Source organism: Streptomyces sp. G45, assembly GCF_049542095.1.
In the GTDB taxonomy this organism is placed as follows: domain Bacteria; phylum Actinomycetota; class Actinomycetes; order Streptomycetales; family Streptomycetaceae; genus Streptomyces.
The window spans coordinates 2,695,821-2,717,487 of sequence record NZ_JBMUZU010000001.1 but is presented as its reverse complement, the minus strand read 5'-3'; the positions used below and the strand labels follow the sequence as shown (position 1 = coordinate 2,717,487).

Here is a 21,667-nt window from a genome sequence, read left to right as displayed (position 1 = left end):
CGTCGTGTGTGCGGGCGCACCCGCCAACGGGTGTACATCGGGGCGTGATGTGCTTGGGCCCCCCGGGGTGCCGTAATCTCGAACCCGCGAACAAGCGACGTAGTAGCGATGCCGCGAAGCCCGGAGCCCGCCGCACTCGGGACCCTTGATCCACACTTTGGGGATGCACGCCAGATGACTGCCGTTTCTCTCGGAATCCCGTCCGTTCCGACCAAGCTCGCCGACCGCAGGGTCAGCCGCAAGATCCAGGTCGGTTCCGTGGCCGTCGGCGGGGACGCGCCGGTGTCGGTGCAGTCGATGACGACGACGCGTACGTCGGACATCGGGGCGACGCTCCAGCAGATCGCCGAGCTGACGGCGTCGGGCTGCCAGATCGTGCGCGTCGCCTGCCCCACGCAGGACGACGCGGACGCGCTCGCGACGATCGCGAGGAAGTCGCAGATCCCGGTGATCGCGGACATCCACTTCCAGCCGAAGTACGTGTTCGCGGCGATCGACGCCGGGTGCGCGGCGGTGCGGGTGAACCCGGGCAACATCAAGCAGTTCGACGACAAGGTCAAGGAGATCGCCAAGGCCGCGAGCGAGACCGGCACGCCGATCCGCATCGGCGTCAACGCGGGCTCGTTGGACCGGCGACTGCTCCAGAAGTACGGCAAGGCCACCCCGGAGGCGCTGGTCGAGTCCGCGCTGTGGGAGGCGTCCCTCTTCGAGGAGCACGGCTTCCGGGACATCAAGATCTCGGTGAAGCACAACGACCCGGTCGTCATGGTCAACGCCTACCGGCAGCTCGCCGCCCAGTGCGACTACCCCCTGCACCTGGGGGTGACGGAGGCGGGCCCGGCGTTCCAGGGCACGATCAAGTCGGCGGTGGCCTTCGGTGCCCTGCTCTCCGAGGGCATCGGCGACACGATCCGCGTGTCGCTTTCGGCGCCCCCGGCGGAGGAGGTCAAGGTCGGCATCCAGATCCTGGAGTCGCTGAACCTGCGCCAGCGCCGCCTGGAGATCGTCTCCTGCCCGTCGTGCGGGCGCGCCCAAGTCGACGTCTACAAGCTGGCCGACGAGGTCACCGCCGGTCTTGAGGGCATGGAGGTGCCGCTGCGGGTGGCCGTCATGGGCTGCGTCGTCAACGGCCCCGGTGAGGCCCGCGAGGCGGACCTCGGTGTCGCGTCGGGCAACGGCAAGGGGCAGATCTTCGTCAAGGGCGAGGTCATCAAGACCGTGCCCGAGTCGAAGATCGTGGAGACCTTGATCGAGGAAGCGATGAAGATCGCCGAGCAGATGGAGAAGGACGGCGTCCCCTCGGGCGAGCCGTCGGTCTCGATCGCGGGCTGACCCCTTTCGCGCACGCCGACTGATGGATCCCCTCAAAGTGAGTGGCGGGCCAGGCCAGCGGGGCCTTGGTGCGCATGGGGGGACCCAGCGGCTCTCGTGACCGGCCAGCACCCGGACGCCCGCGGTGGCGGACTCTGTCCGCAGGGAAGGATGGCTTCCATGCCCGTAGTGACCTTTCCCTCGCTGTTGTTCGAGCCGGACCGGCCCCAAGGCGGGGCGTCTGGGGAAGGACTCGAACGATGGCGCACTCACCACACCGACGCTGGAAGGGCTGCTGCGCGCTGTGCGCACCGCACACGGTGCGTGGCGTCGGCCGCTCGGAGAAGGACCCGGCAGCCGTCCGGCGCCAGCTCGGCAGGTCCCGTCGCCTGACCCGCCGGGACCTGGGTGACCAGAGCTGATCTGCTGCTCTCGGACCGCGGCCGCTCCCTCATCGAGGCGTCGGCCGCAGTCCGACCGGCTGGAAGTGGGGCCGCCTGCTGGCGGCGTCCGCGGGACTGGGCCGAGGCCGGGGACTCCTCGAACTCGCCTGTTCCGTTATCTGCTTGAGTGTCACACGTTCTGGGGTGGGTGTTCGCCTGGAGAACGTGACAGGGGTGGGTGCTCGCCCGGGGAATGTGACAGGGGTGGGGGAGTGTCACGATTTTCGGGGCATGTGTTGTCGCGGGCCTGGCTCCGGGGGCGTCCACGGCGTCCTCGTCGATGGCGAGGCGCAGCCGTACCTCCGCCCATACGCACTTGCCGGGCTGGCGAGGCGTGACGCCCCACCGGTCGGCCAGGGCGTCGACGAGGAGCAGCCCCCGTCCCCCCTCGTCCTGGTCTGCCCTGGTTGACCGCGCCCCCGGCAGCCGCTCCCCGCGCGCGTCGGACACCTCCAGCCGTACGGTGTCCGCCGTCGCGGCGACCCACAGGTGAAAGTCCCGCCCACGGACGCGCCCGTGCCGCACGGCGTTCGCGGCCAGCTCGGCGGCGATGAGCGTGACGGTCTCGTTGACCGGGCCGTCGTACGGATGCCCCCACGCGTCAAGCCGGTGCGAGACGAGCCGCCGGGCGAGCCGGGCGCCGCGCGGGGTCGACGTGAAGCGCATCGCGAACTCGTGTGCGGGCACGGGCAGTTGGGTAACGGTGCGATCTGAGCCAGTTGCCGGTTTCATGCCGCACACGCTCGCGCACGCTGCGTAGCCTTGACCAGCGGGCGGGCTGTGACGCTCGCAGGTTGTACGCGTACACGGTGCGGTTGTACGTGCGTGAGGCGTAACCGGTGCCGGGGTGAGGGCGGTGAGCAGAGTATGAGCGATGAAGACATGTCAGTACAGGAGGACCTGGAAGAGCCATCGGGAATGCCGCGCACGTTCGGGCGGGTGATGAGGCGGTTCCGGGTCCTGGCGGGTATGGAGCGTGCCGAACTCGGCGCCCGTACCGGCTACTCGGAGTCGACGATCGCGTCCTTCGAGCAGGGCAGACGCATCCCGCCCCCGGCGTTCATCGTGCGCGTCGACGAGGTGCTCGGGGCGCGAGGGGTGCTGGCCGAGATGACGGAGGACCTGGAGCGGGCGCAGTATCCGGTGTTCTTCCAGAGCGCGGCGGCGCTGGAGAGGAAGGCGGTGGGTTTGCACGTGTTCGCCGTGCAGGCTGCGCCGGGACTGCTTCAGACGAAGGACTACGCGGAGGCGGTGTTCACCTCACGGCGGCCCGCGCTGGACGCGGAGACCGTTGAGCAGCGCGTGACGGCGCGGCTGGCCCGGCGGGCGATCTTCGAGCGGAAGCCCGCGCCCACGATCAGCTTCGTGCTGGAGGAGTCCATCTTGCGCAGGCGGCTGGGCGGGCGGGCAGTCCTGCGGGGCCAGTTGGAGCGGATTCTGCTGGTCGGGCAGGGGCACAATGTGGAGATCCAGGTCATGCCGGATGCCTGTGAGGAGCACGCGGCGCTTTCCGGTCCCTTCACCTTGATCGAGACGACGAAGGGGCGCAGGATCGCCTATGTCGAGGCGCACAGGCACAGTCATCTCTTCACCGACCGCTCGACGGTCAGGGAACTGGAAGACCAGTACGGTGTCCTGCGCGCTCAGGCTTTGTCCCCGCGTGAATCACTGGCCCTCGTAGAGAAGTTGCTGGGAGAGACATGAACGTCGAAGAGCCGTCGCGTCTGGCGTGGTTCAAGAGCAGCTACAGCACAGGCCAGGGTGGCGAATGCGTAGAGGTCGCCCTTGACTGGCGCAAGTCCAGTTACAGCAGCGGCGCCGGAGGCGAATGCGTAGAGGTCGCCCTGGACTGGCACAAGTCCAGTCACAGCAGCGGCGAGGGCGGTGAATGCGTAGAGGTCGCCACCTGCCCCACCGCCATCCACATACGTGACTCCAAGCAGACACCCGGCGCCGGTCCCACCGTCGCGGTGGGGCCCGCGGCCTGGGAGGCGTTCCTCGGATTCGCCGCCCGGCCGTGAGGTGAACGCACTTACACTCTCCGGGAATTGACAGAGGCGTGAGACGGGGAGGGCGGCGTGGACGCAGAACTGGTGCTGCTGATGGAGAGCGGTGTGGCCGCGTTGGGTGGGCTCATGGCCACAGACACGTACATCCGGCTGCGCCCCCGTCTGGCTCGCATCCTTCGACGCGGAGGAGACGACGGGACTGTGACGGAATTTGAGCGGCTCCGCGCCGAGTTGGCGGACGCGGTGGCTCGCGGCGACGAGGCCGCACGGCGAGTGCTGGAGGAGGAGCTGCGCGGGCACGTACGGCAGCTGCTCCAGAGCGACCTGGAGGCCGCGCGGGAACTCGCTGCACTCCTCCAGGAGGAGCGGTCCAGCCCTGGCCAGAGTGCCCCCGCGTCGGGCGGGGTCACCTTCAGTAACAACACGTTCCATGGCCCCGTGCTCGGCTCCGGTACGCAGTTCAACGCGCTGTGAGGTCGGAGAGACGCATGGCGAAGCCGAACCATCTCGACGGGGTGCACATCGAGGGCAACCACATCAACGGCCCTGTCCTTGGACAGGGCGTCCAGATCTACATCAACGGCGCGTCGGCGACAGCCCCGGCCACCGGGGCCGAGGCACGGCGCGCTGCCGGACGCCTGATGCTGCACACCTGGATGAGCAAACTGTGTCAGGGGACGTGGGGGGTGTGCACGGCTGCACCTGTGCCCTTGCTCTTTGTCTTCGCCACTTGCCTTCGCTTCACAGGCTTCAGCGACGCCCTCATGAAAGGCTGGTCGGCGGTGCTGGCGCCAGCCATTCTGGCGTTCTGGTGTGGCGACGTGGCGTTCTTCTGGCTGCGTCGCCGCTGGGAGGCGCGAGGTATCGCATGGCTGACCAGTTCTGAGGCCCAGCCCACATTCACGCAGGTGGCGTGGCGAGTGTTCGCGAATGCAGTGGTGCTTTGCGTGCCCTTGTTCATGATGGAAGGGGCTCCCCTCTGGTCCCACTGGCTCTGAGCCCCATGTTTCGTCGCAAGGCGCCCTACGGCCGCCGCCAGGTACAGTGCGGAGATCAGTAGACCGTATGGTGAGGCCCCCGCTCGTGTTGACTCAGACCACCACCAGGGTCCTCGAACCGAGTGACCTCGACGCCGCGCTCGCCGTGCTCGACCGCGAGCCGGTCGCGAACGCCTTTGTCACGGCCCGGGTGCGGCTCGCGGGCCTCGACCCCTGGCGCCTCGGCGGCGAGATGTGGGGCTGGTACCAGGACGGCATGCTGGAGTCCCTGTGCTACGCGGGGGCCAACCTCGTCCCGATCTGCGCGACCCCGCGCGCCGTGCGGGCCTTCGCCGACCGGGCCCGCCGGGCGGGCCGCCGCTGCTCCTCCATCGTCGGCCCGGCCGAGCCCACCGCCCAGCTCTGGAGGCTGCTCGAACCCTCCTGGGGACCCGCCCGCGAGGTCCGCTCCCAGCAGCCGCTCATGGTCACCGACCGGCTCCCCGACGACGTCACGCCCGATCCGTACGTCCGCCGCGTCCGCAAGGACGAGATGGAGACGATCATGCCCGCGTGCGTGGCCATGTTCACCGAGGAGGTCGGCGTCTCCCCGCTCGCCGGGGACGGCGGCCTGCTCTACCAGGCCCGCGTCGCCGAACTCGTCGGCTCCGGCCGCTCCTTCGCCCGCATCGACGGCGAGGGCCGGGTCGTCTTCAAGGCCGAGATCGGCGCCGCCACCGACCGGGCCTGCCAGGTCCAGGGCGTCTGGGTGGCCCCCGAGTACCGCGGCCAGGGCCTCGCCGCGCCCGGCATGGCCGCCGTGCTGCGCTACGCCCTCGCGGACGTCGCGCCCGTCGTGAGCCTGTACGTCAACGACTTCAACGCCCCGGCGCGCGCCGCGTACCGGCGGGTGGGCTTCCGCGAGGTCGGCGCGTTCATGAGCGTCCTGTTCTGATCCCTGCGCTGATCCGTACCGGTTCGGCCCCCCGCCTGATCGGTACTGACTCCACGAGGCGCGAAGTAGGGTGCGCGCATGACTGACGACGTCATGATCGGGCCCCTCGACCTGGCCGCGCGGGTCGACGAGGCGCTGCGCGTGCAGGCCCTCGCCTTCGGGCTCGGCGACGACGAGGTGGCCGTGCGGCGGCAGATCGTGCTGCGGCACCTCACATCGCCGGGCGCCCGCGCGCTCGGCGCGACCACGCCCGACGGGCGGCTCGTCGGCTTCGTCTACGGCATGCCCAACGACCGCGCCCACTGGTGGTCCACCGTCGTCGAGCCCTATCTGCGGGCCCAGGGCCTGGACGGCTGGCTCGACGGCTCCTTCGTGATCACGGAACTGCACGTGCGGCCCGGCTACCAGAACCAGGGCATCGGCCGCGCCCTCATCACCGGCATCACCGACACCGCCGCCGAGCCCCGCTCGATCCTCTCCGCCATCGACACCGAAAGCCCCGCCCGCGCCCTGTACCGCTCCCTCGGCTACCAGGACCTGGCCCGGCAGGTCCTCTTCCCCAGCGCCCCCAAGCCGTACGCCGTCATGGGCGCCCCCCTGCCGCTGCGGCGTCCCACCGCCCCCTGACGGATTTCCGCCCGCGCCCGTGCCCCGGCTAACCTGCGGCCATCACCCTTCTCTACCAGGAGTTCAAGATGGCCCAGGTCCAGCGCATGTCCCGGTTGATGGTCAAGACACTGCGCGACGACCCGGCGGACGCGGAGACGCTCAACCACAAGCTGCTCGTCCGCGCCGGATACGTGCGCCGCACCGCCGCGGGCATCTGGACATGGCTGCCCCTCGGCAAGAAGGTCTACGAGAACGTCGCGCGCGTCGTCCGCGAGGAGATGGACGCCATCGGCGGCCAGGAGGTCCTCCTGCCCGCCCTCCTGCCCAAGGAGCCGTACGAGGCCAGCGGCCGGTACGAGGAGTACGGTGACCTGCTGTTCCGCCTGAAGGACCGCAAGGGCTCCGAGTACCTGCTCGGCCCCACCCACGAGGAGATCTTCACCCAGGTCGTCAAGGACCAGTGCGCGTCCTACAAGGACCTGCCGGTGATCCTCTACCAGATCCAGACCAAGTACCGCGACGAGGCCCGCCCCCGCGCGGGCGTCCTGCGCGGCCGCGAGTTCCAGATGAAGGACTCGTACTCCTTCGACACCACCGACGAGGGCCTCGCCGAGGCCTACGCCCTGCACCGCGCCGCCTACCAGCGCATCTTCGAGCGCCTCGGCCTCGACTACCGCATCGTCTCCGCGGTCTCCGGCGCCATGGGCGGCTCCGCGTCCGAGGAGTTCCTGGCCCCGCCCCCGCGGGCGAGGACACCTTCGTCGACTGCCCCGCCTGCGACTACGCCGCCAACACGGAGGCCGTCACCTTCGCCCTGAAGCCCGTCGAGGGCGCCGAGCACGGCCCGGTGGAGGAGCTGGACACCCCCGACACGCCCACCATCGAAACCCTCGCCGAGCACCTGGGCGTCCCGGCCTCCGCCACGCTGAAGAACCTCCTCGTCAAGGTCGACGGCGAGATCGTCGCCGTCGGCGTCCCCGGCGACCGCGAGGTCGACCTCGGCAAGCTCGCCGAGCACCTGGCCCCCGCGGAGGTCGAGCTGGTCACGGCCGAGGACTTCGAGGGCCGCCCCGACCTGGTACGGGGCTACGTCGGCCCGCAGGGCCTGGAGAAGGTCCGCTACCTCGCCGACCCGCGCGTCGCCCCCGGCACCGCCTGGATCACCGGCGCCAACAAGCCGGACACGCACGCGAAGAACGTCGTCTGCGGCCGTGACTTCGAGGTCGACCAGTACCTGGACGTCGTCGTCGTCGAGGAGGGCGACCCCTGCCCGTCCTGCGGCGCGGGCCTGAAGCTCGGCCGGGCGATCGAGATCGGCCATATCTTCCAGCTGGGCCGCAAGTACGCCGACACCTTCCAGCTCGACGTCCTCGGCCAGAACGGCAAGCCGGTCCGCGTGACCATGGGCTCCTACGGCATCGGCGTCTCCCGCGCCGTCGCCGCGCTCGTCGAGCAGTCCGCCGACGAGCACGGGCTGTGCTGGCCCAAGGAGGTCGCCCCCGCCGACGTCCACGTCGTCGCCGCGGGCAAGGCCCTGCAGACCGAGCTGGCGCTCGACGTCGCGGAGCAGCTGGGCGCCGCGGGCGTGCGGGTACTCGTGGACGACCGCGCCGGGGTGTCGCCCGGCGTCAAGTTCACCGACGCGGAGCTGATCGGCGTCCCGAAGATCCTCGTCGCGGGGCGGCGCTCCGCGGACGGCGTCCTTGAACTCAAGGACCGCCGCACGGGGGAGCGCGAGGAGCTGACGGTCGCGGAGGCCGTCGCCCGCCTCTCGGCGTAGCCCACGCTTCTCAAACGCCGGACGGGCTGGATACAGCCCGTCCGGCGTTTGAGGACGAGGCCGGAGGCCGATTTTCGGGGGTGCCAGGGGGCGGAGCCCCATGGTTTCGGTGAAGGGGCGGGACTGGGGAGCCCCCGGCAGGGCCTACAGCCAGCTCGCGAACTCCAGCAGCAGCTCCGCGTCCTGCGCCCGCCCCACGCGCAGTGCCCGCACGCCGGACTCCACCGCCCGGAACAGCGCCCACCCCCGCAACCGCTCCTGATCCACCTCCAGCGACTCGGCCAGCCGCTTCAGCCGCCGCCGCGCCACCGCCGCCCCCGAGGGCGAGGCGATCAGGTCCTCCACCCGGTCCCGCACCAGCCGCGCCAGGTCGAACGCGCACTCCCCGACGACCGGATCGGGCCCCACGGCCAGCCACGGCACGCGCTCCGCGGCCAGCACCTTGCTCTGCCGGAACGTCCCGTGCAGCAGCCGCGCCTCACCGGGGTCGGCGAGCAGCGCCTCCCGCGCCGCGAGGGCGGCGTCGACGAGCGGCGCGACCTCCGGGTCACGGGCGGCCCGCAGCGCGTCCGCCTGCCGCCCCGTCCGCTCCGCCACCGTCTCGAACCGGTGGTCCGACGGCGGCGCGACCCACAGCCGCCGCAGCGTCCCCGCGGCCTCCAGCATGGACTTGGCCTCCGGCAGGGAACGCACGGACACGTCCCGCTGGAGGCGCTCCACGAGCAGCACCCCGTCGGCGTCGGCGGCGGCGTCGCTGTCGGCGTCCAGCAGCCGCGCCGCGCCCAGCCCGCCCCAGTGCGCGAGCGCGGCGCGCTCGCTGAGCGGCCGGGAGCGCGGCGGCACCAGCTTGAGGACGGCGGGCGTGCCGTCCTTGAGCCGCACCAGCAGGACGAGGCTGCTGCGGCCGCCGGGCACCTGGACGCGCTCGACGGTCAGCTCCCGCCGGGCCACGGCCCGCTCGGCCAGCTCCGGCAGCGTCCGCAGCCAGTCGTCGGTGTCCGCGTCGCCCGGCACCTCGCCAAGGGCACGGACGAGGCGCGGCGGCGGTTCGAAAGCCATGCGCGAGGTGTTCCTTTCCCAGCGCAGTCCCGCTGCCCTGTGTACGTGTGCGGTGTACGGCCCGTTCGGTGGGCCGAGGGAAGGCTACGCTTCCGCCGCCCCGGCACGCCGCACCAGGCCGGGCCACGGCGTCGCGCCCGCGCGGTGCCGTGGAGTGCCCCTCCCGGCGCCCGGACCGCGGGTCACGTCCCCGGCTTCGCCTTGGCGGCGCGTTCGGGCAGGCCGGGGAAGGGCACGCTGTCGCCGCGCCAGCGGGCGGCGCGGACCGCGGCCTCGCGCAGGGCGTCGGCGGCGGCCGCGCGGCGCGCGGTGTCGGCGGCCCGCACCAGATCGGCGTACGCGCCCGCGACCCGCTCCTCGATCTCGGCGGCGAGCCGGGCCGCCGCCTTGGGACCCGGCACCGGGAAGGGCAGCGCGTACGCGGCCTCCGCGGGGTCGGGTTCGCCGCCCAGCTGGCGCACCGTGCGGCGCAGGGCGTCGCGGCGCGCCCGGTGGGCGTCGTAGGCCGTGCGGGCCTCGCCGCGGCGGGCGTCACCGACGCGGCCGCCGACGACCCCGTACCCGTACACGGCCGCGTGCTCGGCGCGCAGCGCCGCCCGGGTGGCCGCCAACTCGTCCTCGCGCGCGGTCACTTGTGGTCCTCCGTCAGCAGATAGGCGTGCGCGGCGCCCGCCGCCGCGATGGACGCGAGCAGCCGGGCCAGCTCCGCGGGCGCGTCGGCGAGCTGTCGGCCGCGCCGCCCCGCGAGGTCCCGCTCGGCCGCCGCGAGGAGGCGCAGGGCCGCCCGCTCCTCGCCGGGCACGGATGCGGACGGCGAGGGGACGCCCGTCGCGGGCGCCGCCGTGGGCAGCCCCTCGGCGAGCGCCTTCTCGTGCCGGGCCACCTCCGCCCGCAGCGGCCGCAGGCGCGGCGCGAGGGGGGCGTGCGCGGCGAGCACGGCGTCGTACGTGGCGCGCAGCACGGCGCTGTCGCGGGCGGCGCGCGCCCGCAGCCGCGCGTCCGCCGCGGGGCGGTCGTCGGCGGAGCCGGAGTCGGAGCAGCCGGTGAGCAGCGCGGCCCCGGCGGCGCCCGCAGCCCCGGTGAGCAGGCTTCTTCGGCGCGGCAGGGGCCACGAAGGGGTGAGTTTCGACGGCACGGCGGACGTCCTCGGGAGGTGGGCCGCGAACGGCACGGGGGTGGGAGCGGCGTAACGCCGGTGATCACCGTACCTGCGCCCTGTCCTCGTACGGGTGAGCGGCTCGGCCCTCGGGACCCCCGCGGCAGGCGGACGGCGGCCAGTCGCCCCCGAGGGCAGGGGAGGGCAGTGGACGGCAACACCCTCCGAGACCGGATACCCTTTGACCTGACACGCGACGATCCCACAACAGCACACGCGGCCGAGGAGTCACCCGGATGAGCACCACCCAGAGCGAGAGGCTGCGAGAACTGCTGGAACCGCTCGTCAGCTCCCAGGGTCTCGATCTTGAGGAGATCGAAGTGGCCTCGGTCGGACGCAAGCGAGTGCTGCGAGTCGTCATCGACTCCGAGGACGGCGTGGACCTGGACACCATCGCGGATGTGAGCCGCGCGCTCTCCGCGAAGCTCGACGAGACCGACGCCATGGGCGACGGCGAGTACGACCTGGAGGTCGGCTCCCCGGGCGCCGAGCGCCCCCTGAAGGAGCGCCGCCACTACGACCGCGCCGTCGGGCGGCTCGCGAGGTTCCAGCTGACCGAGGGCGGCGACCTGGTCGCGCGCATCCTGACGGTGGACGACGAGGGCGTCGACCTGGAGGTGCCCGGCGTGAAGGGCCGCAAGCCCACCGCCCGCAGGCTCGCCTTCGACGCGATCGACAAGGCGCGCGTGCAGGTCGAGTTCAACCGCAAGGACAAGAAGGACATGAAGGAAGAGGAGGAGGCGTAGCCGTGGACATCGACATGAGTGCCCTGCGGGGCTTGGTACGGGAGAAGGAGATCTCCTTCGACCTGCTGGTCGAGGCGATCGAGTCGGCCCTCCTCATCGCCTACCACCGCACCGAGGGAAGCCGCCGCCACGCGCGCGTCAAGCTCGACCGGGACACCGGGCACGTGACGGTCTGGGCGAAGGAGGACCCGGAGGACATCGAGGAGGGCCAGGAGCCCCGCGAGTTCGACGACACCCCGTCCGATTTCGGCCGGATCGCCGCCACCACCGCCAAGCAGGTCATCCTCCAGCGCCTGCGCGACGCCGAGGACGACGCCACGCTCGGCGAGTACGCGGGCCGCGAGGGCGACATCGTCACCGGCGTGGTCCAGCAGGGCCGCGACCCGAAGAACGTGCTCGTCGACATCGGCAAGCTGGAGGCCATCCTGCCCGCGCAGGAGCAGGTGCCGGGCGAGGAGTACCCGCACGGCATGCGCCTGCGCAGCTACGTCGTACGGGTGGCCAAGGGCGTCCGCGGCCCGTCGGTGACGCTGTCGCGCACCCACCCGAACCTGGTCAAGAAGCTGTTCGCGCTCGAGGTCCCCGAGATCGCCGACGGGTCGGTGGAGATCGCCGCCATCGCGCGCGAGGCCGGGCACCGCACCAAGATCGCGGTCCGCTCGACCCGCTCGGGCCTGAACGCCAAGGGCGCCTGCATCGGCCCGATGGGCAGCCGGGTGCGCAACGTCATGGGCGAGCTGAACGGCGAGAAGATCGACATCGTCGACTGGTCCGACGACCCCGCCGAGATGGTCGCCCACGCGCTGTCCCCGGCGCGCGTCAGCAAGGTCGAGATCGTCGACCTGAGCGGCCGCTCCGCCCGCGTGACCGTGCCGGACTACCAGCTGTCGCTGGCGATCGGCAAGGAGGGCCAGAACGCCCGCCTCGCCGCCCGTCTGACCGGCTGGCGCATCGACATCCGCCCGGACACCGAGCAGCCGGGGCAGGGCGGCCAGGGCGCCGAGGGCTGACCGGCCCGGAGGGCGGCGCCGCCCGACCGGGAAAACCGGTTGCGCCGACCGCCCTCTTCCTGGTCACGTACTGATCAAGACAACGGCCGTTCGATTTTTGCCCCACAGGGGTGAGGTCGGTACGGGGAGGTAGACTTAAGCGTGTCTGGCCGGACGCATGCCCGCGCACGCCCTGAGCGCACCTGTGTGGGGTGCCGGGAGCGAGCGGCCAAGAGCGAGCTGCTGCGGACCGTGGCGGTCGAGGGCGTCTGCGTCCCCGATCCAAGCGGTACGCTGCCCGGCCGGGGTGCGTATGTACACCCCGCCCTGGCCTGTCTCGACCTGGCGGTCCGCCGCCGGGCTTTCCCCAGGGCCCTCAGGGTCCAGGGGCCGCTCGACACGGCGGCCCTGCGCGGGAATGTCGAGACAGCCGAGACCGTTGCCCCGCAGGCAACACCGTAAGAAGCGCCGCACGGATCCGCCGTGCGGCCCTGGTACCTCGCGAGTCGGAAGTAGGTCGAGATTGCGATGAGCACTCGATGAGTACGCGATGAGTACGCCCATGAAGTAGCGACGGTCCGGCGGTAACCCGGACCTAAAAGGAGCGAAGTGGCTAAGGTCCGGGTATACGAACTCGCCAAGGAGTTCGGTGTGGAGAGCAAGGTCGTCATGGCCAAGCTCCAGGAACTCGGTGAATTCGTACGTTCGGCGTCCTCGACGATCGAGGCGCCGGTAGTACGCAAACTGACTGACGCATTCCAGCAGGGCAACGGCAGCGGCAAGGCCGCGAAGCCCGCCCCGCGCAAGCCCGCCGCGAAGCCCGCGGCACCCTCCCCCGCGCAGGCCGCCCGTCCGGGTCCGGCCGCGCCCAAGCCCGCGGCGCCCAAGCCCGCCGCCGCGGAGGCCCCGGCGAAGCCCGCCCCGGCCGCCCCGGCGACCCCGGGCCCGCGCCCGACGCCGGGCCCGAAGCCGCCCGCGCCCAAGCCGGGCCCCGCGGCTCCGGCCCCGTCCGCGCCCGAGTTCACGGCGCCCCCGTCCGCCCCGGCGGCCGCGGCCCCGTCGTCGAACGCTCCGGCCGCCCCGCGCCCCGGCGCCCGTCCCGGCGCGCCGAAGCCCGGCGCCCGCCCGGCCGCTCCCGGCCAGGGCCAGGCCCGCGGCGACCGTCAGGGTGCCCCGCGCCCCGGCGGTCAGGGCGGCGGAGCTCCGCGTCCCGGCGCCCGCCCCGCGGGCCCGCGTCCGGGCAACAACCCCTTCACCTCCGGCGGCTCCACCGGCATGGCGCGCCCGCAGGCGCCCCGTCCCGGCGGCGCCCCGCGCCCCGGTGGCCCCGGCGCCCCGGGCGGCCCCCGTCCGCAGGGCGGTCAGGGCGGCGGCCAGGGCGGCCCCCGTCCGCAGGGCCAGGGCGGCGCCCGTCCGTCCCCGGCCGGAATGCCGCGCCCGCAGGCGCCGCGTCCGGGCGGCGGCCCCGGCGGTAACCGCCCGAACCCGGGCATGATGCCGCAGCGTCCCGCCGCGGGCCCGCGTCCCGGCGGTGGCCCCGGTGGCGGTCGCGGTCCCGGCGGCGGTGGCCGTCCGGGCGGCGGCGGCCGTCCCGGCTTCGCCGGTCGCCCCGGTGGCGGTGGCGGCGGCTTCGCGGGCCGTCCCGGCGGCCCGGGTGGCGGCGGCGGTCGTCCCGGCGGTCCCGGTGGTGGCGGCGGCTTCGGCGGTCGTCCCGGCTTCGGCGGCCGTCCGGGTGGTCCCGGCGGCCGTGGTGGCACGCAGGGCGCCTTCGGCCGTCCCGGCGGTCCCGCGCGGCGCGGTCGCAAGTCGAAGCGGCAGCGGCGCCAGGAGTACGAGGCCATGCAGGCCCCGTCGGTCGGCGGCGTGATGCTGCCGCGCGGCAACGGCGAGACCGTTCGCCTGTCGCGCGGTGCCTCCCTCACCGACTTCGCCGAGAAGATCAACGCCAACCCGGCGTCGCTCGTCGCGGTGATGATGAACCTCGGCGAGATGGTCACGGCCACCCAGTCCGTCTCCGACGACACGCTCCAGCTCCTCGGCGACGAGATGAACTACACGGTTCAGATCGTCAGCCCCGAGGAGGAGGACCGCGAGCTGCTCGAGTCCTTCGACATCGAGTTCGGCGAGGACGAGGGCGGCGACGAGGCCCTGGTCTCCCGTCCGCCGGTAGTGACCGTCATGGGTCACGTCGACCACGGCAAGACCCGCCTGCTCGACGCCATCCGCAAGACCAACGTGGTCGCGGGCGAGGCCGGTGGCATCACCCAGCACATCGGTGCCTACCAGGTCGCGACCCAGGTCAACGGCGAGGACCGCGCGATCACCTTCATCGACACCCCGGGTCACGAGGCGTTCACCGCCATGCGTGCCCGCGGTGCGAAGTCGACCGACATCGCGATCCTCGTGGTGGCGGCCAACGACGGTGTGATGCCCCAGACGATCGAGGCGCTGAACCACGCCAAGGCGGCCGACGTGCCGATCGTGGTCGCGGTCAACAAGATCGACGTCGAGGGCGCGGACCCGACCAAGGTGCGCGGCCAGCTCACCGAGTACGGCCTGGTGGCCGAGGAGTACGGCGGCGACACGATGTTCGTCGACATCTCCGCGCGCCAGGGCACCAACATCGAGCAGCTGCTCGAAGCGGTCATCCTCACCGCGGACGCCGCGCTCGACCTGCGGGCCAACCCCGACCAGGACGCGCAGGGCATCGCGATCGAGGCCCACCTGGACAAGGGCCGCGGTGCCGTCGCGACCGTCCTCGTCCAGCGCGGTACGCTCCGCGTCGGTGACACGATGGTCGCCGGTGACGCCTACGGCCGCGTCCGCGCGATGCTCGACGACAAGGGCGAGAACGTGGAGGAGGCGGGTCCGTCGACCCCGGTCCTCGTCCTCGGCCTCACCAACGTCCCGGGCGCGGGCGACAACTTCCTGGTGGTCGACGAGGACCGTACGGCCCGTCAGATCGCCGAGAAGCGCGCCGCCCGCGAGCGCAACGCCGCGTTCGCCAAGCGCGTCCGCCGCGTCTCCCTCGAGGACCTGGACAAGGTGCTCAAGGCCGGTGAGATCCAGCAGCTCAACCTCATCATCAAGGGTGACGCCTCTGGTTCCGTCGAGGCCCTGGAGTCCTCCCTGCTCCAGCTCGACGTGGGCGAGGAGGTCGACATCCGCGTGCTGCACCGCGGCGTGGGTGCGGTCACCGAGTCGGACATCGACCTGGCCATGGGCTCCGACGCCATCGTCATCGGCTTCAACGTCCGCGCGGCCGGACGTGCCGCGCAGATGGCGGAGCGCGAGGGCGTCGACGTCCGCTACTACTCGGTGATCTACCAGGCCATCGAGGAGATCGAGGCGGCCCTCAAGGGCATGCTCAAGCCGGAGTACGAAGAGGTCGAGCTGGGCACGGCGGAGATCCGCGAGGTCTTCCGCTCGTCCAAGCTGGGCAACATCGCGGGTGTCATCATCCGCTCCGGCGAGGTCAAGCGGAACACCAAGGCCCGCCTGCTCCGCGACGGCAAGGTCATCGCGGAGAACCTCAACATCGAGGGCCTGCGCCGCTTCAAGGACGACGTCACCGAGATCCGCGAAGGGTTCGAGGGCGGTATCAACCTCGGCAACTTCAACGACATCAAGGTCGACGACGTCATCGCGACGTACGAGATGCGCGAGAAGCCGCGGGCTTAGCGTCTGCGGGGCGGGGGTTGCCCGGGGCTTCGCCCCGGGCGGCCCCCGCCGTTTTGTCGGCGCTCCGCGCCTCGTCCTCAATCGCCGGACGGGCTAAGAATCTCGCCAGGTCGGCCAGGTTCAAGCCCCTCCGGCGATTGAGGAGCGGGGTCTGGGGCGGAGCCCCAGGTCGGGAACGGGTAGGGGCGGCGGGGGCGAGAAACCCTGTCGAGGGAGCCGTGCGTTCGTTGTACGGTTCTGAGTGATCCCGCCGATCACCGGCGGGCACCGACCCCGGACCGGCGGGACATCCGGCACACACATGTATGTGGGGACTCTGTCCTTCGACCTGCTCCTCGGCGACGTGCATTCGCTGAAGGAGAAGCGCTCCCTCGTCCGCCCCATCGTGGCGGAACTCCAGCGGAAGTACGCGGTCAGCGCCGCCGAGGTGGGCCACCAGGACCTGCACCGCAGGAGTGAGATCGGCCTGGCGCTGGTCTCCGGCGACGCGGGGCACGTCACCGACGTACTGGACCGGTGCGAACGGCTCGTCGCCGCCCGGCCCGAGGTGGAGCTGCTGTCGGTCAGACGGCGCTTCCACGGCGACGATGACGACTAGAACGCCCCAGCATGACCAGGTACGACCAGCACGACCCAGCACGACCCAGAACGACCAGCGACGAGCACAGCACAGAAGGAGACGAGCAGTGGCCGACAACGCGCGCGCCAAGAGGCTGGCGGACCTCATCCGAGAGGTGGTGGCCCAGAAGCTGCAGCGCGGGATCAAGGACCCGCGGCTCGGCTCGCACGTCACCATCACGGACACCCGGGTCACGGGTGACCTGCGGGAGGCGACCGTGTTCTACACGGTCTACGGCGACGACGAGGAGCGCGCGGCCGCGGCCGCGGGCCTGGAGAGCGCCAAGGGCGTGCTCCGCTCGGAGGTCGGGCGCGCGGCGGGCGTGAAGTTCACGCCCACGCTGACGTTCGTCGCGGACGCGCTCCCGGACAACGCGCGCACCATCGAGGACCTCCTCGACAAGGCGCGCGCCTCCGACGCGAAGGTCCGCGAGGCCTCCGCGGGCGCCGAGTTCGCCGGTGGGGCCGACCCCTACCGCAAGCCCGGCGAGGCCGAGGGCGTCGAGGGCGTCGAGGGAACGGACGGCGACGCCGCCTCATGACCAAGCGCACCACCACCACGCCGGACGGCCTGATCATCGTCGACAAGCCGTCCGGCTTCACTTCGCACGACGTCGTCGCCAAGATGCGCGGCATCGCCAGGACCCGCCGCGTCGGCCACGCCGGGACCCTGGACCCGATGGCGACGGGCGTCCTCGTGCTCGGCGTCGAGCGCGCCACCAAGCTCCTCGGCCACCTCGCGCTGACCGAGAAGGAGTACCTGGGCACGATCCGCCTGGGCCAGTCCACGGTCACCGACGACGCCGAGGGCGAGATCACCTCCTCCGCGGACGCCTCGGGCGTGCGGCGCGAGGCCATCGACGCGGGCATCGCGAAGCTCAGCGGCGACATCATGCAGGTGCCGTCCAAGGTCAGCGCCATCAAGATCGACGGCAAGCGGTCGTACAAGCGGGCCCGCGAGGGCGAGGACTTCGAGATCCCGGCCCGGCCGGTGACGGTCTCGTCGTTCCGGGTGTACGACATCCGCGACGCCGTCGCCGAGGACGGCACCCCCGTGCTCGACCTGGTCGTGTCCGTGGTCTGCTCCTCCGGCACGTACATCCGGGCGCTCGCCCGCGACCTGGGCGCGGACCTCGGCGTCGGCGGCCACCTCACGGCGCTGCGGCGCACCCGCGTCGGCCCGTACAAGCTGGACGCGGCCAGGACCCTCGACCAGCTCCAGGAGGAGCTGACCGTGATGCCCGTCGCGGACGCCGCCGCCGCGGCCTTCCCGCGCTGGGACGTCGACGCCCGGCGCGCCAAGCTGATCCTGAACGGCGTGCGCATCGAGATGCCCGACGAGTACGCGGGCGCGGGTCCGGTCGCCGTCTTCGATCCGGAGGGCCGCTTCCTGGTCCTGGCCGAGGAGTCGCGGGGCAAGGCGAAGAGCCTGGCCGTGTTCGCCTGAGGGTCCCTCTCGCCGCCGGGCGGGCCGCGGGTCGTCGTGGAGCGGCGCCCGCGGTCCGCCGCGGTCCGCCGCTCCACGCTTCCCCCTCACTGCCCCCCTCCCAAGGTCTATCCACCCCCGCCGCCTTCTTCACCCCTACGGGCAGGCGCTCGGAGTGAACCGAGGGAGCGGAAGGGGGCGCGTTCGGCTCGCGTTCTGTCCCGCTGATCACTGTCGACTTACGGTCAAAGGGACTCGACGACCCGACGGGACGGGTCGCGCTGGGGAGGTTCGAGCATGGCGGGACGGGGCCCGCGGGCCCGGGGCGGCGGGGACCGGGCCCGGGGCCAGAGCGGCCGGAGCGGGGCGGCGGCGGGCCGGGGCGCGTGGCGGGAGCCCGAGCGGTCCCTGGTGCGCGTCTGCGACCTGGCGGGGCGCCCGCGCGGCGCCGGATTCGCCGCCGACGACCTCGGCACCGTGATCACCAGCCACGAGGCGGTCGACGGCCTCGCCCGGATCGTCCTGCACGCCCCGGGGGAGCGCACCTGCGTCGTCGCCCCCGACGCGGTGGTGCCGCTGCCGGAGGCCGACCTCGCGCTCGTCCGCACCGAGGGCCTCGGCCTGCGGCCACTGCCCGTCACCACCCGCCCCACCGTGCCCGTCGGCACCTATGTGCGGCTCGCCGCGGGCGGGTGGCGCGAGGCGCGGATCCTGGACTGCGCGTCGGTGACGTACGCGGCCACGGACCGCTTCCACGTCCTGGACGCCGCCCTGGAGCTGGCCATCGGCACGGACGGCGCCGACGCGCTCCGGCTCGGCGGCGGCGCCGCGGGCGGGCCCGTCCTCGACGCCGCGTCCGGCGCGGTCCTCGCCGTCCTCGCCACCGCGGTGGACGCCCCGCACCGCGCCGCCGGGTTCGCCGTGCCGCTGCGGGACGCGGCCGCCGCCGACCCGCGCGGCCCCCTCGCCGACCTCCTCGCCCGCAACACGGCCACCGTGCCCGCCTACGGCCCCGACCTGAACCTGGCGGGCGCCCTGCACCTCACGGCCACCTGCGTGGGCTCCGACGGCCCCCCGCCGCCCCGCCACGAACCGGTCGAACGGCCCGACACGGCACGGGAGTTCGCGGCCTTCACCACCGGCCCCGCGCGCGTCCTCGGCCTCGTCGGCGACCCCGGCGCCGGCCGCACCACCGAGCTGGCCGCGCTCGCCGCCCGCCGCGCCCGCGGCCCCGAGCCCGCCCCCACCCTGTGGCTGCGCGGCGCCGACCTGCGCGACGCCGACACCTCCGTGGCCGACGCGGTGGCGCGCGCCCTGGAGCGCGCCGGGCGCATCGTCACCGCCTCCGAGGACGCGCGCACCGCCGACGGCGGGCTCGGCGACATCTCCGCGGGCCGCGTCGCCCGCCTCGTGCGCGACGCCGGACGGCCGCTGCTGCTCCTGCTCGACGGGCCCGAGGAGATGCCGCCCGTGCTCGCGCACCGGCTCGCCGAGTGGAGCGCCGGAACGGCCGGGTGGCTGCGGGACACCGGCACCCGCCTGGTCGTCGCCTGCCGCCCCGAGTACTGGGAGCAGGCCGGGGCGCTCTTCCCCGCCGGGCTGCTGCACCCCGAGCCGGAGGACGAGGCCCGGGGCGGCTTCGGCGCCCCGCTGCCCGGCTGTGTGCGCCTCGGCGACCTGCCCGAGCGGGAGGCCCGCGCCGCCCGCACGCGGTACGGCATTCCGGACGGCGCCCTCGCCGAGGCCGACGCCCGGCACCCGCTGGCCCTGCGGCTGCTCGCCGAGGTGCGGGTCGCGGCGCTCGGCGCGCCCGCGGGGCGGCCGGACCGCGAGGAGGTGTTCGCCGCGTACGTGGACCTGGTGAGCCTGCGGATCGCGGTGCGGCTCGCCGCGGCGGGCGGGCTGCGCGGCACGGCCGTGCGGCGGCTCGCGGCGAAGGTCGCCGGGCGGGTGCACGAGGCGGCGCGGCGCTGCCTGGGCCCGGGGCAGGGCGAGCTGGACCGGGCCGCGTTCGAGGAGGTCTTTCCGTGGGGGAGCCTGCCGGGCGGGGCCGCCGACGGCTGCACGGGCTGGGCGTCGGCGGTGCTCGCGGAGGGCCTGCTGGTGCCCGCGGGCGCCGGGTACCGCTTCGCGCACGAGGAGGTCGCCGACTGGCTCCAGGGCACCCACCTGGACGTGGCGGGCGCGCTGGTGTCGCTGGTCCACCGCTACGCGGACCCCGACGGCGCCGAGGCGGCCGCGCGGACCCTGCCCGTGCCCCGGCACCGCATCGGCCCCGTGCTCCAGGCGCTGCTGCTCCTCCAGCGGCAGCGGCCGGGGGAACTGGCCGTCCACCTGGGGGAGCTGGCGGGCTCCCTGGAGGCCCTGGACCGCTGCCCGCCCGGGGAGGACGGCCGGGTGGCCGACGCCCGCTGGTGGGCCCGGCACCTGCTCGGCGAGACGCTGCTGCGGGTCGGCGACGCCCGGCCGTATCTGGGCGTGCTCCAGGCGCTCGCCGCGGGGCGCCGGTTCGCCCCGGACTTCTGGACGCGCCTGCCGCTGCCGGAGGCGGACCGGTACGACCTGCTGCGGGCCGTGGTCGTCCACGACGGGCCGCCCGGCACGCCCGGCCGCGCCCTGGACGCGGTGGCCGAGCGGCTCGCCGCCGACCCCGGCGGCGTACAGCGCCAGCTCACGCGCTGGTTCACCGACGACAGCCCGCTGCGCGCGACCCCGCACGCCACGGTCGCCTCCGCCGCCCAGGCCCTGCTGCACACGCACCGGCACCGCGCCATCGACGACCTCACCGAAGCCCTCGTCGACTGCGCCCACGCGCGCGGCGACGAACTGCTCGGGGCGCTCGCCGAGGACGAGCCGTCCGCGGTGTGCCGGGCCGTCGACCGCTGGGCGCACGACGACCGGCCCGACCGGCGCGTGGCCGCCGCCGCGTACGGCCTGCGCGCCGCCCCGCACGCCACCAGCGAGGCCGACCGCGCCCTGCTGCGGTACGCGGCCTACGCGCTGCTCTCCCGCCCCGGCGACGAGGCCCTGCACGGCAGCGCCCTCGCCCTGCTCGTCCGCGACCCGCAGACCCGCGCCCGGCACCTCCCGGCCGCCCTCAGGCACTTCACCGCGGGCGATCCCGGGCTGCCCGCGAGCGCCCTCGCCGCCGCCCTCACCACCCACCCCGAGACGGTGCTCACGGCGTTCCGGGCCCGCCTGCGCGCCCCGGACGGCGCCGCGAGCGACGTCCTGCGCGGCCTCGCCGACGTCACCGCGCCCGCCCTCGCGCACCGCGTGGCGCAGCTCGTCCAGGAGCACGCGGAGCAGTCCCCAGAGGCCGCCGAGGCCGCCGCGGCCTACGTCGACCTGCGGCTCGAACAGGGGCCCGGGGTGCGGGGCGCGCTGTACCCGCTGGTCACCGAGTTGTTGGAGAGCCGGGCCGTGGGCGTGCGGCGGGCCCTCGCGCCGGTGCTCGCGGCGCCCGGCACCGAGGCGTCCGCGCCCCTGCGCGCCGAACTGCTCGACCTGCTGCTCGCGCGGGAGCACGAGCCCGCCGTCGTGGAGGAGGCGCTGCGCGCGGTGTGCGCCCGCCCGGAAGCTCCCAGCGGAGCCGCCGCCGACCGGGACGACCGCGCCCTGGTGCAGCGCATCGGACTGCTCCTCGGCCGCACCCCCGAGGGCGCCACCCGCTTCGACCGCGCCCTGGTCGACCAGGCCCGGCGCGCCCCGGGCTTCGCCGCCCGGCTCGCCCGCTGGATCGCCGCGTCGCCGAGCGAATGGGACGTCCTCGTCGGCCCGAGCGCCCGCCGCACCGTCGAGGGCGTCGCCGAGGCCGTCCCGGCGTGAGCTGCGCCACCCCGGCCGATGCGGGCGACAACCTGTCGGCATGGCACTCTTAGACCTGCGCAATCGGCAAGGGAACGTAC

The 21,667-nt window shown here is 73.6% G+C and carries 19 protein-coding genes and 1 pseudogene; 16 read left to right on the top strand and 4 right to left on the bottom strand.

Annotated elements, in window-relative coordinates; genetic code table 11:
- Positions 1-174: 174 nt before the first annotated feature.
- Entirely contained in the window at positions 175-1,332 is a 1,158-nt protein-coding gene (ispG, locus tag ACOBQU_RS10705; RefSeq protein WP_423626110.1) for a flavodoxin-dependent (E)-4-hydroxy-3-methylbut-2-enyl-diphosphate synthase, read from the top strand.
- 248 nt (positions 1,333-1,580) lie between these two features.
- On the opposite strand, the gene ACOBQU_RS10700 is transcribed toward ispG, so the two are convergent.
- Complete coding sequence (locus tag ACOBQU_RS10700) at positions 1,581-2,420, bottom strand: ATP-binding protein (RefSeq protein ID WP_423634397.1); 840 nt, start codon at positions 2,418-2,420, stop codon at positions 1,581-1,583.
- A gap of 201 nt (positions 2,421-2,621) precedes the next feature.
- Here ACOBQU_RS10700 and ACOBQU_RS10695 point away from each other — a divergent pair, with 201 nt between their 5' ends.
- The 7 genes and pseudogenes from ACOBQU_RS10695 to ACOBQU_RS10665 all read left to right on the top strand — a co-directional run bounded on the left by ACOBQU_RS10695 (position 2,622) and on the right by ACOBQU_RS10665 (position 8,084).
- The gene (locus tag ACOBQU_RS10695; RefSeq protein ID WP_423626108.1) at positions 2,622-3,458 is read left to right on the top strand and encodes a helix-turn-helix domain-containing protein; all 837 of its coding nucleotides are present in this window, start codon (positions 2,622-2,624) and stop codon (positions 3,456-3,458) included.
- Positions 3,455-3,775 (top strand): DUF397 domain-containing protein, encoded by a 321-nt coding sequence (locus ACOBQU_RS10690; protein WP_423626107.1) that lies wholly within the window; start codon positions 3,455-3,457, stop codon positions 3,773-3,775. Before ACOBQU_RS10695 ends, ACOBQU_RS10690 begins: the two co-directional genes overlap by 4 nt.
- A 189-nt stretch (positions 3,776-3,964) precedes the next feature.
- Positions 3,965-4,237, top strand: coding sequence for a hypothetical protein (locus tag ACOBQU_RS10685; protein WP_423626105.1), 273 nt, complete (start codon positions 3,965-3,967; stop codon positions 4,235-4,237).
- A gap of 14 nt (positions 4,238-4,251) precedes the next feature.
- A complete protein-coding gene (locus tag ACOBQU_RS10680) occupies positions 4,252-4,761 on the top strand; it encodes a hypothetical protein (RefSeq protein ID WP_423626103.1) in 510 nt (169 codons plus the stop codon).
- Between the two features lie 85 nt (positions 4,762-4,846).
- Positions 4,847-5,695, top strand: a complete 849-nt coding sequence (locus tag ACOBQU_RS10675) for a GNAT family N-acetyltransferase (protein ID WP_423626101.1) — start codon at positions 4,847-4,849, stop codon at positions 5,693-5,695.
- Positions 5,696-5,773: 78 nt separating this feature from the next.
- On the top strand, positions 5,774-6,322 hold the full coding sequence (locus ACOBQU_RS10670; protein WP_423626099.1) for a GNAT family N-acetyltransferase: 549 nt from the start codon (positions 5,774-5,776) through the stop codon (positions 6,320-6,322).
- A gap of 68 nt (positions 6,323-6,390) precedes the next feature.
- A pseudogene (locus ACOBQU_RS10665) lies at positions 6,391-8,084 on the top strand (proline--tRNA ligase).
- Positions 8,085-8,228: 144 nt separating this feature from the next.
- On the opposite strand, the gene ACOBQU_RS10660 reads toward ACOBQU_RS10665, so the two are convergent.
- The 3 genes from ACOBQU_RS10660 to ACOBQU_RS10650 form a co-directional block, all read right to left on the bottom strand.
- On the bottom strand, positions 8,229-9,143 hold the full coding sequence (locus ACOBQU_RS10660) for an aminoglycoside phosphotransferase family protein (protein WP_423626097.1): 915 nt from the start codon (positions 9,141-9,143) through the stop codon (positions 8,229-8,231).
- 182 nt (positions 9,144-9,325) lie between these two features.
- A complete protein-coding gene (locus tag ACOBQU_RS10655; protein WP_423626095.1) occupies positions 9,326-9,775 on the bottom strand; it encodes a ferritin-like domain-containing protein in 450 nt (149 codons plus the stop codon).
- The gene (locus ACOBQU_RS10650; protein WP_423626094.1) at positions 9,772-10,278 is read right to left on the bottom strand and encodes a hypothetical protein; all 507 of its coding nucleotides are present in this window, start codon (positions 10,276-10,278) and stop codon (positions 9,772-9,774) included. Before ACOBQU_RS10650 ends, ACOBQU_RS10655 begins: the two co-directional genes overlap by 4 nt.
- A 257-nt stretch (positions 10,279-10,535) precedes the next feature.
- Between ACOBQU_RS10650 and rimP the strand changes: the two genes are divergently transcribed.
- The 8 genes from rimP (at position 10,536) to ACOBQU_RS10610 (ending at position 21,587) form a co-directional block, all read left to right on the top strand.
- The gene (rimP, locus tag ACOBQU_RS10645) at positions 10,536-11,045 is read left to right on the top strand and encodes a ribosome maturation factor RimP (RefSeq protein WP_423626092.1); all 510 of its coding nucleotides are present in this window, start codon (positions 10,536-10,538) and stop codon (positions 11,043-11,045) included.
- A gap of 2 nt (positions 11,046-11,047) precedes the next feature.
- A complete protein-coding gene (gene nusA, locus ACOBQU_RS10640; protein WP_423626090.1) occupies positions 11,048-12,055 on the top strand; it encodes a transcription termination factor NusA in 1,008 nt (335 codons plus the stop codon).
- A 141-nt stretch (positions 12,056-12,196) separates the two neighbouring features.
- Positions 12,197-12,496, top strand: coding sequence for a YlxR family protein (locus tag ACOBQU_RS10635; RefSeq protein ID WP_423626088.1), 300 nt, complete (start codon positions 12,197-12,199; stop codon positions 12,494-12,496).
- Between the two features lie 147 nt (positions 12,497-12,643).
- Positions 12,644-15,715 (top strand): translation initiation factor IF-2, encoded by a 3,072-nt coding sequence (infB, locus tag ACOBQU_RS10630; RefSeq protein ID WP_423626086.1) that lies wholly within the window; start codon positions 12,644-12,646, stop codon positions 15,713-15,715.
- Between the two features lie 301 nt (positions 15,716-16,016).
- Positions 16,017-16,313: a DUF503 domain-containing protein gene (locus ACOBQU_RS10625; protein WP_423626084.1), complete on the top strand. Its 297-nt coding sequence runs from the start codon at positions 16,017-16,019 to the stop codon at positions 16,311-16,313.
- An 88-nt stretch (positions 16,314-16,401) separates the two neighbouring features.
- The gene (rbfA, locus tag ACOBQU_RS10620; RefSeq protein WP_423626082.1) at positions 16,402-16,875 is read left to right on the top strand and encodes a 30S ribosome-binding factor RbfA; all 474 of its coding nucleotides are present in this window, start codon (positions 16,402-16,404) and stop codon (positions 16,873-16,875) included.
- Positions 16,872-17,780 (top strand): tRNA pseudouridine(55) synthase TruB, encoded by a 909-nt coding sequence (gene truB, locus ACOBQU_RS10615; protein ID WP_423626080.1) that lies wholly within the window; start codon positions 16,872-16,874, stop codon positions 17,778-17,780. The genes rbfA and truB overlap by 4 nt, the downstream gene beginning before the upstream one ends.
- 276 nt (positions 17,781-18,056) lie before the next feature.
- Positions 18,057-21,587, top strand: a complete 3,531-nt coding sequence (locus tag ACOBQU_RS10610; protein ID WP_423626078.1) for a trypsin-like peptidase domain-containing protein — start codon at positions 18,057-18,059, stop codon at positions 21,585-21,587.
- Positions 21,588-21,667: the final 80 nt, after the last annotated feature.